11 protein-coding genes are annotated in these 12,176 nt (G+C 76.9%); 2 read left to right on the top strand and 9 right to left on the bottom strand.

The window, feature by feature from the left end:
- Window positions 1-34 precede the first annotated feature (34 nt).
- Window positions 35-1,000 (top strand): glycosyltransferase family 9 protein, encoded by a 966-nt coding sequence (locus ACQPZA_RS17370; RefSeq protein WP_433282301.1) that lies wholly within the window; start codon window positions 35-37, stop codon window positions 998-1,000.
- Between the two features lie 33 nt (window positions 1,001-1,033).
- Here ACQPZA_RS17370 and ACQPZA_RS17365 read toward each other — a convergent pair whose 3' ends face one another.
- From ACQPZA_RS17365 to ACQPZA_RS17325, 9 genes are all read right to left on the bottom strand, one after another.
- On the bottom strand, window positions 1,034-2,554 hold the full coding sequence (locus tag ACQPZA_RS17365; protein WP_433282299.1) for a PfkB family carbohydrate kinase: 1,521 nt from the start codon (window positions 2,552-2,554) through the stop codon (window positions 1,034-1,036).
- On the bottom strand, window positions 2,554-3,378 hold the full coding sequence (locus tag ACQPZA_RS17360) for a glycosyltransferase family 2 protein (protein WP_433282297.1): 825 nt from the start codon (window positions 3,376-3,378) through the stop codon (window positions 2,554-2,556). The genes ACQPZA_RS17365 and ACQPZA_RS17360 overlap by 1 nt, the downstream gene beginning before the upstream one ends.
- Window positions 3,375-4,904 (bottom strand): D-glycero-beta-D-manno-heptose 1-phosphate adenylyltransferase, encoded by a 1,530-nt coding sequence (rfaE2, locus tag ACQPZA_RS17355; protein ID WP_433282296.1) that lies wholly within the window; start codon window positions 4,902-4,904, stop codon window positions 3,375-3,377. The genes ACQPZA_RS17360 and rfaE2 overlap by 4 nt, the downstream gene beginning before the upstream one ends.
- Window positions 4,880-6,049, bottom strand: a complete 1,170-nt coding sequence (locus tag ACQPZA_RS17350; protein WP_433282294.1) for a glycosyltransferase family 9 protein — start codon at window positions 6,047-6,049, stop codon at window positions 4,880-4,882. Before ACQPZA_RS17350 ends, rfaE2 begins: the two co-directional genes overlap by 25 nt.
- Window positions 6,019-6,762 (bottom strand): SDR family oxidoreductase, encoded by a 744-nt coding sequence (locus ACQPZA_RS17345; RefSeq protein WP_433282291.1) that lies wholly within the window; start codon window positions 6,760-6,762, stop codon window positions 6,019-6,021. Before ACQPZA_RS17345 ends, ACQPZA_RS17350 begins: the two co-directional genes overlap by 31 nt.
- Complete coding sequence (locus ACQPZA_RS17340; protein WP_433282289.1) at window positions 6,759-7,877, bottom strand: glycosyltransferase family 9 protein; 1,119 nt, start codon at window positions 7,875-7,877, stop codon at window positions 6,759-6,761. The genes ACQPZA_RS17345 and ACQPZA_RS17340 overlap by 4 nt, the downstream gene beginning before the upstream one ends.
- Window positions 7,874-8,413 (bottom strand): D-glycero-alpha-D-manno-heptose-1,7-bisphosphate 7-phosphatase, encoded by a 540-nt coding sequence (locus ACQPZA_RS17335; protein WP_433282287.1) that lies wholly within the window; start codon window positions 8,411-8,413, stop codon window positions 7,874-7,876. The genes ACQPZA_RS17340 and ACQPZA_RS17335 overlap by 4 nt, the downstream gene beginning before the upstream one ends.
- 105 nt (window positions 8,414-8,518) lie before the next feature.
- Entirely contained in the window at window positions 8,519-10,378 is a 1,860-nt protein-coding gene (locus tag ACQPZA_RS17330) for a bifunctional homocysteine S-methyltransferase/methylenetetrahydrofolate reductase (protein ID WP_433282285.1), read from the bottom strand.
- On the bottom strand, window positions 10,375-11,697 hold the full coding sequence (locus ACQPZA_RS17325; protein WP_433282283.1) for a PucR family transcriptional regulator: 1,323 nt from the start codon (window positions 11,695-11,697) through the stop codon (window positions 10,375-10,377). The genes ACQPZA_RS17330 and ACQPZA_RS17325 overlap by 4 nt, the downstream gene beginning before the upstream one ends.
- A 136-nt stretch (window positions 11,698-11,833) precedes the next feature.
- Between ACQPZA_RS17325 and ACQPZA_RS17320 the strand changes: the two genes are divergently transcribed.
- The gene (locus ACQPZA_RS17320) at window positions 11,834-12,127 is read left to right on the top strand and encodes a hypothetical protein (protein WP_433282281.1); all 294 of its coding nucleotides are present in this window, start codon (window positions 11,834-11,836) and stop codon (window positions 12,125-12,127) included.
- Window positions 12,128-12,176: the final 49 nt, after the last annotated feature.

The following is a 12,176-nucleotide window of genomic DNA, read 5'->3' as shown; positions in this document are numbered from 1 at the left end:
GGTTACCCGGCGCCGGTCGGGGTAAGCACGCCGGGTGGACGAGAAGATCGTGCTGGTGCTGCGGGCGCTGAACCTCGGGGATCTCCTGGTGACGGTGCCCGCGCTGCGCGCCCTGCGCCGAGAGTTCCCCGGCCACCGCATCGTGCTCGCCACCCCGCAGGTGCTGGCGCCTCTCGTCGAGCGGACGGGTGCCGTGGACGAGATCCTGCCCACCGCCGACCCGGGGCAGCTGCGCTGGGACCGGCCGCCACCCGACCTCGCGGTCAACCTGCACGGCACCGGCCCGCAGAGCCACCGCGCCCTCGACGCACTCGCACCCCGACGGCGGATCGGCTGGCGCGCGCCGGGGTGGGACGGCCCGTACCGGGACGAGATCGCTGCCCGCCACCCGCACGAGCGGGAACGCTGGTGCGCACTCCTGACGGAGCACGGGATCCCGGCCGACCCCACCGACCTGCGGCTGACCCCACCGGTCCACCCGGGCCCGGCCGCCCCCGCACTCGTGCACCCCGGGGCCCGGTTCGGCGCCAAGCGCTGGCCCACCGACCGCTTCGCCGAGGTCGCGGCGGCACTGGAGCGGCCGGACCGGCCCGTGCTGGTCACCGGCACCGCGGACGAGCACGTCCTGGCCGATCACGTCGCGACGTCGGCGGGACTCCCCGGCGACCGGGTACTCGCCGGGCGGACCGACCTCCACGAGCTCTGCCGCCTGGTCGCCGGGGCCGCGCTGGTGGTCAGCGGCGACACCGGGATCGCCCACCTGGCCGCGGCCTTCGGGACGCCGTCGGTCACCCTGTTCGGGCCCGTCGGTCCCGAACAATGGGGGCCGCCCCGCGACGGTCCGCACCGCACGCTCGGCGACGCGTCCCTCCGCCGGGGCGACCCCTTCGCCGACGACCCCGACCCGGCCCTGCTGGCCGTCACGGTGGCCGAGGTGCTGACGGCCGCCGCGGCCGTCCGCCGCCGCGGCGGGGAGCTCAGCGACGCGGCCAGCCGCTGAGACCCGCCGGCGGCCCGCCACCGACGGCAGTCGCTACGGGGACGGGCGGCGTCGCGTTCTCGGCTTCGGCGCCCGTGGCTGCGGCGTCGCCTGCTGGGGAGCGCCCTGCTGGCGGGTTCGCGCCCGGGCCCCGGCCGGATGCCGGACGGGCGCGGACACGGTCGTGCGGGCCGGTCGATAGGGCACCGCGACGACCTCCCCTCCCCACGAGCGCACGAGCGGGGTCTCGGGTAGCTCCGCGGGATCGTGGTCACCGCCCTTCACCCAGAGGTCGGGACGCAGCACGTCCAGCACGCGGCGGGGGTCGTCGGCGTCGAACACGGCCACGGCGTCCACGCACTCCAGCGCGGCCAGTGCCGCCACCCGCTCGGGCAGCGGCACGACCGGTCCGCCCGGCCCGGTCCGCCTGCGCACCGACTCGTCGGAGTTGACGAGCACGAGCAGGCAGTCCCCGAGGGCCCGGGCGGCGGCGAGGGTGTCGGTGTGCCCGGTGTGCAGCACGTCGAACGAGCCGCCGGCGGCGACGACCGTGCCGCCCCCGGCCCGTACCCGTTCGGCCAGCGCGGCGGCCGCGTCGAGCCCGGTGCCGGCCGGCCGCGGCGCAGCGCCCGCCCCCCGGGGCTGGGTCCACCGCACTCCCTCGCGGCGCACGGCCGCACCCCCGCCGAGGGCGATGAAGTCGGCCGCACCGGCGACGGCCTCGGCGACGGCGTCGTCCACCGTCTCGCCGCGGGCCAGCGCGGCAGCGACCCCGCCGGCGAAGTGGTCACCCGCACCGCACGGGTCGCTCTCCTGCACCACCGGCGCGGGCGCGGCGGAACAGGCCCCGTGCCGGTGGCGGACGACAGCACCGGACCGGCCGAGGGTGACGGCCACCGAGCGGGCCTCCCACCGAGTGAGCAGGCGCGCGGCCAGTTCGAGGGCGGCGGGCACGCCGGAACCGGGGACGGGAGCTCCCCCGGCGGCCCCCCGCGCCTCCGCCAGGTTCGGCGTGACGACGGTGGCGCCGGGGACCGGGTCGGCACCCCGCGGGTGCGGGTCCCAGACGACGGGGACCCGGCGGGTGATCACGCGGGCCAGCGCGGCCCGCACGTCCGGGTCGGCGGCGACGCCACGCCCGTAGTCCGACACCAGCACGGCGCCCGCGCCGGCCAGCGCTGCGTCCAGGTCGAGGCCCGCCGCGAACCCGGGCTCGGGACGGGCGGCACCCCGGTCGGTGCGCAGCATCGACCGTCCACCGGCGCGCAGCCGGCACTTCACCACCGTGCCGCCCTCGGCCGGGCCGGCGACGACATCGACCGCGCCGTCGAGCAGCCCTCGCAGCCGCTGCCCCGGCCCGTCGTCCTGGAGAGCCGTGACGAGCCGCACCAGGACATCGCGCCCCGCCACCAGCACCGCAGCCAGCCCGGCCCCTCCGGGCCGGTCGTGCTCCCCCTCCACCGCGAGCACGGGCGCCGGCGCATCCGGGCACAAGCGGTCCACGCTGCCCTCGACATCGATGTCCAGCAGCGTGTCCCCGATGACGACGACACCGCGCGCACCGCCCGGGCCCATCACCGGCTCCCCGCGAGCTCGAGACCGACCACGTCGCGGGCCTGCACCGTCCGGTCCGGCACCGTGGTCGGCGACTCCAGGTGGCAGGCCCCCGAGGGGAGGATGCCGGCGCCACCAGCCCTGGCCAGCACCCGCTGCTGCACCAGCACGTCCTCCCCGCAGTGCAGCTCCGGCAGCTCGGGCCAGAAGCCGAAGCCGCCGACGGCGTCGAGCTCCCGGCGGTCGTAGAGCACGCAGCCCCCCACCCAGGCGATCTTGTACGGGACCCAGCGCTCGCCCGGCCGGACGTGCCGATGCGTGAGGTGCACGGGGTTCGCCGCGTTGTGCAGGGTCCAGCGCTGCCACTCAGGCGTGCCCGGGTGGATCCGCTCCGGGTGCGGCTGTCCCCACCAGCGCTCGAAGGGCTCCAGCTCGACCGGCCGGTAGTCGTCCAGGTAGGACAGCCCCTGGACGGGCGCGCCGACCAGCCCGCACCGCAGCTCCACGATGGCCTCGTGCAGCCGGGCGACCGTCCCGGGTTCCAGCCAGACGTCGTCGTCGAGGAACAGGACGTATCGCGCCGACGAGCGCGCGAGCAGGGCCGCCCGGTGCTCGGCGAGCCCGCGGCGCGGCAGGTGCCGGCCCAGCCGCACCGGACAACCCGTCGCGGCCAGTACGCGCAGCATCGCCTCGGCGGGTGCGGTGTCGTAGGACGCCTGCCCGGTGGACTGGTCGCTCACGACCACTCCGAACGGATGGTCCTGCGCGGCGAGCCCGGCCAGTGTCGTCGCGAGCTCGACGGGTCGGTCGACCGTGGGGATCAGGACGTCGAGGTCAGGGATCATGCCCGGCCCGCCCGGATCCGGCCGACGATGGCCGTGGTCGAGTGGTCCGACAGGTAGTCGAGCACGCGCACCTCGCCGCCGAGACGTTCCACGATCGGTGTCTCGGGCAGCATCTGCGGGGTGTAGTCCCCGCCCTTGGTGTAGACGTCGGGGCGCACCAGCTCGATCAGCTCGGCCGGGGTGTCCTGGGTGAAGGCGGTGACCACGTCGACGCAGTCGATCGCCCCGACCACACCGGCCCGGTCCTCGAGCGGGTTGACCGGACGCTCGGGGCCCTTCAGCCGGGACACGCTCTCGTCGCTGTTCAGCGCGACGATCAGCACGTCGCCCAGCGCCCGGGCCTGCCGCAGGTAGGCGACGTGGCCGCGGTGCAGCACGTCGAAGCAGCCGTTGGTGAACACGATCCGCTCCCCGCGCCCGCGGTGGTCGGCGACGATCGCGAGCAGGTCGCGGTGGGCGAGCAGACCGCCGCGGTCGGACGCGGCCAGGCGCGCGGTGAGCGCACCGGTCGAGCACACGGCCGTGCCCTCCCGGCCCACCACGACGTCGGCGGCGCACTGCGCGAGTGCCGGCGCGTCCTGCGCCGCGATCCCGGCGGCGAGAGCGGCGGTGTAGGCCGCGGCGAACGTGTCGCCCGCGCCGCACGCCCTGGCCTCCGGGCCCGGCCGGGCCGTGGTGACCTGCGGCGCGGCGGTGGGATCGGCGGGCAGCCGCACGGCACCGTCGACGTCGAGCGTCACGAGGACGTCCGCGCCGCCCGCCGCGGCGACCAGTGCGTCGCGGTGGCGCACGACCCAGTCCGTACGGGCCGGCCCGGACAGGGGCACCGCCTCGACGCCCCCGAGGAGGGCCGCCGCCTCGGACGCGTTCGGGGTGACGACATCGGGCCGCAGCCGCGTCCAGCCGGCAGGCGACCGCGCGTCCACCACGAGCAGCGAGATCTGCGGACGCAGTGCCTCGAGGACCGCGAGCACGTCGGCGGCCACCGCACCGAGGCCGTAGTCGGCCACCAGCACGGCATCCACCCCGGTGCGTACGGCTCGCGCCACTGCCGCGGCGACCGCGGCACAGGTGGCGGCCGCCGGACCGGCGGCCGGCCCGTCGTCGTAGCGGGCGACGGGCTGCCCCGCCGACACCAGCCTGCGCTTCACCACCGTCCGGCGCCCCGGCTCCGTGACGCAGTGCGCGGTGCCCACGCCCGCGACCTGCAGCAGGCCGCGCAGCGTCGTGGCGTCGGCGTCGTCCCCGAGCACGGCGACCAGCTCGACCGACGCACCGAGTGCGGCGAGGTTGGCGGCCGCATTGCCGGCGCCGCCGGGGGTGTGGCGGGTCTCGGCGAGCTCCACGACGGGCACCGGCCCGTCGCGGCCCAGCCGGCGGGCGGGGCCGGAGAGCCACCCGTCGAGCAGCGCGTCACCGACCACCACGATCCGCGGGCCACGTTCGGCGATGTGGCCCGCGAGCGCGGCCGGAACCGGCCCGGCCACGGTGATCGGGACGGTCAGGGGGTCGACGCGACGATCCATCGGTCCTCCTCGGGGGATGCGGGGGTGGAGGCCAGCGCCACGGCGGCGGCGGCGAGATCGCCGGCAGGAATGTCGAGACACTCGTGGTCGAAGGGACACTGCAGCTGGCGGCACGGCGAGCACGCGACCGCGCGCCCGAGCAGGGCGGCGGGCACCGAACGGGGCCGCAGGTCGTCGGGGCGCTCGGTGCCGGCGTAGGTCACCGCGACCGGGGTGCCCACGGCGTCGGCGAGGTGCATGCCGCCGGAGTTGTTCGTGATCGCGACGGCGGCGCGGCGCAGGAGCGCGGTGAACACCGGGAGCGCCACCGGCGGCACGGCCGCCACTCCGGGGTGACCGGCCGCCGCCACCACGCGCTCGACCAGGCCCGTCTCCCCCGCGGAGCCGGCCACCAGCACCGGCAGCCCGTCCCGCGCCACCTGCACCGCCGCCTCCCCGAAACGATCCGCCTCGTATCGCCGCGCCGCGCAGGACGCGCCGGGAGCGAGCACCGCGAACGAACCGGGCGGGTGCAGCCCGGCGGCCGCCTGCTCCGCGTCGGCCGGGATCTGCAGGGACGGTGCGCGGCCGCGGTCGGGGACCCCGACCGCCGCCAGCAGGTGCAGCGCCCGGTCCACCTGGTGGGTCGTGTCCGGCGGCGGCGTCACCCAGTGCGTGGCCACCGCCCCGCCGAACTCCCGGGAGTGGACGACCCGGGTGCCGATGCCGGCGAGCAGCCCGAGGTGCGCCACGGGCCACGGCGACTGCGAGAACGAGGTGAACACGAACAGCACGTCGTACCGCCCCGTGGTGAGCCGGTCGAGCAGCTCCCGCTCGCCCGCCGCCGTCCCGGCGGTGCCTGAGAGCTGCTGCCAGGACGGCGACACGGCCAGCACCCCGTCCAGCACGTCGATCATCGGCGCGACCGTGGCCCCGACGGGCGAGGCGAGCAGGTCCAGCCGTGCGTGCGGGGCAGCGGCGCGGATCGCGCGCAGCGCCGGAGTGGTGGTGACGACGTCGCCGATGTTGTCGGCGCGGACCACGAGGATGCGCCGGGCCGCGCCGAGATCCACCGGGCCGCCACGGTCCGCGCCGGGGTGGCCGAGCGGGGCCCCGGCAACCGTGCCCCGGTCGCTCAGGGCCACGACGGCTCGGTCGAGGCGCACACGACCATCTCCCGCACCTCGCAGCCCTCTGGTCGGGTCAGCGCGTACAGCACGGCGTCGGCGACCTCGGCCGGATCGTTGAGCTGCGCGTCCGGTCCCGGCTTGTACTGCTCAGGGCGCCCGTCGAAGAACGCCGTGTCCATGCCGCCGGGCACCAGCAGCGTCACGCCCACCTCGCCGGCCAGCTCGGTGGCCAGGGCACGGGTCATCCCGACCACACCGAACTTGGACGCGCAGTAGGCCGAGGCGTCCGGCAGCGCGCGCAGCCCGAGCGTCGACGCCACGGTGACGATCCGGCCGCGGTCGGCCTTGAGTGCCGGCAACGCGGCGCGGATCACCGCGGCGGTGCCGAGCAGGTTGACCGTCACCACCTTCTCCCAGTCGTCGGCAGCGACGTCTCCGAGCGCACCGCAGCTGTCGGTGCCCGCCGCGGTCACCACGGCGTCGAGCCCACCGGCCGCGGTGACGAGCTCGCGGATCGCCTGCTCGCTCGCCCGCCCGTCGGCGAGGTCGGTGACGACCGAGAGCGCGTCGCCGAGCTCCGGGCCGGCGTCCACCGCGACCCGGTCGACCAGCAGCGGGCGACCACCCGCCGCGGCCACGGCGCGGGCGAGCGCCCGGCCGAGGCCGGACGCGGCCCCGGTGACCAGCACCGTCCCGACCGGCCGCGGCTCGCGACCCGTCCGGGTGGGGGCTTCGAGGATCTCCGTCATGTCTGTCCTTCCGTCACGTGTCGTTCCGTCATGCCCCGCCGGCCGGCGCCCCGCCCGTCCCGGGCGGTCGCGAGAACGGGGTAGAGCCGGCGCACCGCGGACACGACCTCCTCGGGCCCGACGCCGCCCAGGCACGGGTGGCCGGGCACGGGACAGTCGCGGGCACGGCTGTCGCGGCAGGGCGCGGTCTGGTCGCCGAGCAGCACCTGCGGCACCCGGTAGGGCCGCCACTTGACCGCAGGCACCACCGGCGCGAACAGCGACACCACGGGGGTGCCGACGGCGGCGGCCAGGTGCGCGGCGCCGGTGTTGCCGACGACCAGCGCGACGGCCCCGGCGAGCACGCCCGCGAGCTGGGCCAGGTCGGTGCGGCCGCCGAGGTCGAGGGCACGCCCCTCGGCGACGGTGGCGGTGAGCTCACGCTCCCCCGTGCCACCGGTGACCACGACGGGCAGCCCGAGCCGCTCGAGCATCCGCGCGGCGCGGCGATGGTGCTCGACCGGCCACCGCCGGGCCGCCACGGCGGCGCCGGGGTGCAGCACGACGTAGGGGCGGTGGGCGAGCGGGCCCAGCAGCGCTCCGACCGGTGGCGGGTCGGTCACCGCAAGCCTGCCGTGGTCGCCGGGAGGCAGCCCGAACCCGGCCGCGGCGGCGATCGCGAGTGCCCGCTCCGGCTCCGGCAGGTCCTCCGGCAGGTCGTCGCCCGGTCCGTCCCCCGGGCGCAGGCGCACGTCGAGCAGCGAACCGGGGTAGTCGACGGAGGCGCCGGTGATCCGTCCGACCCCGGCCAGCCGCAGCACCAGCGCCGTCGGCAGCGGCGACTGGTGGAACGAGGTGAGCAGCACCGCCTCGTCGAACCGGTGTCCCGCCAGCTCCGCCACCAGCCGGTCCACCTCGGAGCGCCGCACCGGTGGGGCGGGGTTCACCGACCACGGGGCAGCCCACTCGATGACGCGGCGCACCCCGGGCAGCAGCCGCCCCGCCGCGACACCGTCCGGGCCGCACAGCAGGGTCACCTCCGTGTCGGGGGCGGCGGCCACGGCTCGGACGGCCGGGCCGGCCAGCAGGACGTCACCCGCCCCGTCGAGCCGCGTGACCAGTACCCGCCGGGTCACCGGGCCCCCACGGGCTCGAGCAGGTGCTGCACCGCCCCCATGAGGTCCGCCCGCACGACCGGCGCCGCGGCCACCTCCTCGGGCCGGGTCACGGCGGTGGGCACGAGGACGGCCGCGGCACCCGCCGCTGCGGCGGCCTCGACGTCGGCCCCGATGTCGCCGACCACGGCGACGCGCCCGGGCGCCAGGCCCAGGTGGCGGGCCGCGGCCAGCACCATCCCCGGCCGGGGCTTGCGGCAGGCGCACCCGTCGTCCGGGCCGTGCGGGCACACCTGCCACACCGCGAACGGCCCGAGGAGCTCGTCGATGCGCCGGTTGACCGCGGCGGCCTGCTCCGCGCTGATGAGGCCGCGCGCGATCCCCGACTGGTTGGTCACGACACCGGTGGGGATCCGGGCGGCACGCAGCAGATCGAGCGCCTCCCGCGCCCCCGGAACCGGCCTGACCAGGGCCGGGTCGCCGTTGTACGGCACGTCGACGACCAGGGTGCCGTCCCGGTCGAAGAGGACGGCGTCCGGTGCACGTTGGACGATCACAGCGGGAGAGGTGTCCGAGCGCGGCCCCGATAAACGCCTCCGGCGAAAACTGCTACTCCGCGTGCGCACTACTACGCGGCGTCACCGGCCCCGGGGCGGCCCGGGTCAGTCTCCGCGGGCGGCGGCCAGCAGCAGGGCGGCGGCGGCGGGGTCGGGGGACAGGGCCAGCACCACCCCCGCGGCGACGGCCCGGGCGCCGCGCACCAGCTCGGCCGCCAGCTCCACCCCGGCCCGGGCGGCCCGGTCGCCGCCCTTGTCGCCGGCACTGTCGCCGCGGTCGTGTTCCGCGCGTTCGAGCGCGTCCAGCGCCGCGGCGGGCACGGTGGTGTCGGGAACCTCGTGCGCGAGGTACTCCGCCTCGGCGAAGCTGCGCAGCGGCCGGACGGACACGAGCAGCGGCGCGGCCTCGCCCAGCGCATCGCGCAGCCGCCGCAGCGAGTCGAGGTCGTAGACGGGCCGGGTGACGAGGAACTGCGCCCCGGCCTCGACCTTGCGCAACGCCCGGGCCGCCTCGGCCTGCCGGTCGTGGGAGCCCGGCGCCACCCGCACCCCGATCTCGAACGCCGTCTTGCCCGCAAGGCGCAGCCCGTTGCAGTCGCGGCCGTCGTTGAGGCCCGCCAGCAGCTCGACCAGGCCGATCGAGTCGACGTCCCACACGCCGTCGACGTTCGGGTAGTCGCCGAGCAGCGGGGGGCTACCGGTCTCACACACCACCCGCCGCACGCCCAGCGCGTGCGCGCCGAGCAGATCGGCCTGCAGGGCCATGATCGTCCGGTCCCAGGTGGTGACGCTGGCGACCGCCTCCACGCCGAGCTGGTTCTGCAGGTGGACGGCCAGGTTGACCGGGCTCAGCTGAGCGCGGGGGCCGTCACCGGCGGGCACCCACACCCGGTTCACGCCCAGTGCCTGCACCGCCTCCGCCCGCGCCATCGCCTCGGCCACGTGCCCGGCCTGCGGCGCCTCGATCTCGGCCAGCACCCGGAACCGGGGGCCGGTCCGCTCGGCGTCGGCCGGGACCTCCGCCGGGGGCGCCGCGGCGACGGGTGCGCGGTGGGGCGGGGCACCGGTCACGGTGCGCGCGACCGCCCGGACCGCCGCGTCGAGGTGGCTCGGGGTGGTGCCGCAGCAGCCGCCGACCACCGAGACGCCCGCGCCGACGAGCAGCTGCGCGTAGCGGGCGAAGTAGTGGGCGTCCACGTCGTAGGAGAACCGCGGACCGCTGGTGCGGCGCGGCAGCCCGGCGTTCGGCAGCGCCGAGAGGGGCAGGTCCGTGTGGCCCCGCAGCTCCTGCACCACGGCGAGCACGCCCTGCGGGCCGAGCGTGCAGTTCGTGCCGAGCGCGGCGACGGGCAGGCCGGCCATGGCGGCGCACACGTCGTGCGGGGTGTCGCCGCCGAGGGTGCGGCCGTCGGCGGCGAAGGTGGCCTGGGCCAGCACCGGCACGCCCGTTGAGACGGCGACGGCGGCGGCCTCCACCAGCTCGTCGAGGTAGCCGAAGGTCTCCAGCACGAGGACGTCGACCCCGGCGGCGACGAGCGCGGCGACCTGCTCGCGCACCGCGGCCTCCCGGTCGGCCGGGGCGACGCGGCGCCGCTGCTGCAGCGTGACGGCGGGTGCCACGGACCCGGCCACGACGACGGGACGGCCCGCCGCCGCGGCCGCCGCCCTGGCCACCCGCACCCCCGCCACGTTGATCTCGGCGGTGCGGTCGCCGAGTCCGTGCACCTCGAGCCGCAGCGGGCCCGCCCCGAACGTGTTGGTCTGGATGAGCTCCACACCCGCGGCGAGGTAGCTGTCGTGGATCCGCCGCACCTGCGCCGGGTCGGACAGGTTCAGCTCCGGGAGCGCCCGCTCCAGCGGGCTGCCCGCGGCGTGCAGCACCGTGCCCATCGCGCCGTCGGCGACCAGCACCCCCTGGGCCAGCCGCTCGACGAACCCCACCCGGAGGTCAGCAGGCTCGCTCACGACACGTCTCCCAACACCTGCAGGATCTCGCAGGCCAGCTGCGCCATCAGACGATCACGGTAGTGGTCCAGCCGCAGCCCGGCGATCTCCTCGACGCGCCGGATCCGGTAGGTGACGGTGTTGGGGTGCACGTGGAGCTCCCGCGCGGTGCGCTGCGGGCTGCCGTTGCAGCGGAACCACTCGATCAGCGTGCCGACCAGGTCGGTCCGGTGCTCGCGGTCACGCACCAGGTCACCGAGCACGGAGGTGGCGAAGGCGCGCAGCTCGCCGAGGTCGGGCACCTGCAGCAGGAGCCGGTGCACACCGAGGTCGTCGAAGGCCAGCACGGCGGGCGCCCGGCCCATCCGGCGCGCGGCGTCCACCGCGCTGCGCGCCTCGGAGTAGGACCGGGAGATCTCCGCCGCCGTGCGGCAGCAGCCGCCCACCCCGGCGACGACGCCGGCGTCGGGATGGCGGTCGAGCACCGCCGCGCGGCACCGCTCGGCCAGCGAGCGCACTCCGTCGAGGCCCCCGCCGCGCCCCGGCGGTGCCGGGACCACGGCCACGACCTCCGTGTCACGTGCGGCCACGATCGCGCCCGGCAGCCGCCGCCCGATCGCCTGCTGGGCCAGCGCGAGCACGCGGGCGACGTCGGCGGACCCCCGCCCACCGTCGAGCAGCCCCACCGACAGCACGTGATGGTCGGTGCCGCGGACGAAGCCGAGGTGCCCGGCCCACCGCTCGGCCTCGCCGTCGTCGCGGTCGCGGGCGAGCAGCAGCCCCTCGATCAGATCGGTGCGCGCCCGGCCCGCGGCGGCGGCGACCACCCGCTCGCGGCCGAGGATGATCCCGCAGATCGTGGCGGCGTGCTCGGTGAGCAGGAGGTTCAGGTCGTCGTCGAGCTCCTGGTCGGCGGGACGCGGGTGCACGGGCGGCAGCGTCACGAGGTGCGCCGCGACCTCGTCGCCCACGAGGATCGGCGCCACCACGATCGGTCCGGGCGCGGCGCCGAGGCCGGGTAGCGACACCGGCCTGCGGTTCTGCGCCGCGGCGTCCAGCACGGGGCCGAGCGAGGCCGACACCGCGGTGTCGGCGAGCCGCTCCCCCGCGTCGGCGGGAGCCGCGGCCAGCACGTCGACCGCGGGCCCGAGCACCGCGACCGCCGACCCGGTGCGGTGGGCGACGAGCCGGACCACGCCGTCGACGTCGGAGTCCTGCGAGGCGAGGCCGGACAGGTGGCTGTAGACGGCCACGAGCTCGCGCAGGAGCACGTTCTCCCGCCGGTCGCCGGCGGTCGGCACGGCGGTGACCACCGGTGACCGACGAGCCGGCGCAGGCATGGGAGCAGCGTAATCGGCTCTGTCCGATCACCCCAAGGATCAGTGGTCATGATTTGTGTTCCGGCACATGTGATCGGCACCACGGGCTGGATAACGTCCCCGGAAGCGATCAGGACGGCGAGCCGGAGGAGCAGGCGTGGACACGACTTCGAGGTCCGGACCGGACGTGCGAACGGGCGCCGACCACTCGCCGATCGGCCCGCTGCTGCGCGAGCTCCAGCGCATCTCGGGCCACGCCGACACCGAGCGTGCCGCCGCTGACCAGGCACTCATCGCCGAGCTGCGGGAGGAGATCACCGCGCTGAGGGCGGCGGTGGCACACCTGCGCGCCGGGAGCGCCGCGCTGCCGAGGCACCTCAAGCCCGTGGTGGCCCGCGCCATGGTGGCCACCGAACGTGCGGCCGGAGGCGCGTCGAATACGGCGTGCTGAGAATCCGGGCGGCTGTGATCGGCCACAAATCACACGCCCTCCGCGACTC

The organism is Pseudonocardia xinjiangensis, from assembly GCF_050948425.1.
GTDB classification, from domain to species: Bacteria; Actinomycetota; Actinomycetes; order Mycobacteriales; family Pseudonocardiaceae; genus Pseudonocardia; species Pseudonocardia xinjiangensis.
This window is presented reverse-complemented; position numbering and strand designations above follow the sequence as displayed.

Excerpts from the sequence above, each read along its gene's own strand:
- ACQPZA_RS17365 (WP_433282299.1), bottom strand. The coding sequence starts at position 2,554 with ATGGGCCCGGGCGGTGCGCGCGGTGTCGTCGTCATCGGGGACACGCTG.
- ACQPZA_RS17360 (WP_433282297.1), bottom strand. The coding sequence starts at position 3,378 with ATGATCCCTGACCTCGACGTCCTGATCCCCACGGTCGACCGACCCGTC.
- rfaE2 (WP_433282296.1), bottom strand. The coding sequence starts at position 4,904 with ATGGATCGTCGCGTCGACCCCCTGACCGTCCCGATCACCGTGGCCGGG.
- ACQPZA_RS17345 (WP_433282291.1), bottom strand. The coding sequence starts at position 6,762 with ATGACGGAGATCCTCGAAGCCCCCACCCGGACGGGTCGCGAGCCGCGG.
- ACQPZA_RS17325 (WP_433282283.1), bottom strand. The coding sequence starts at position 11,697 with ATGCCTGCGCCGGCTCGTCGGTCACCGGTGGTCACCGCCGTGCCGACC.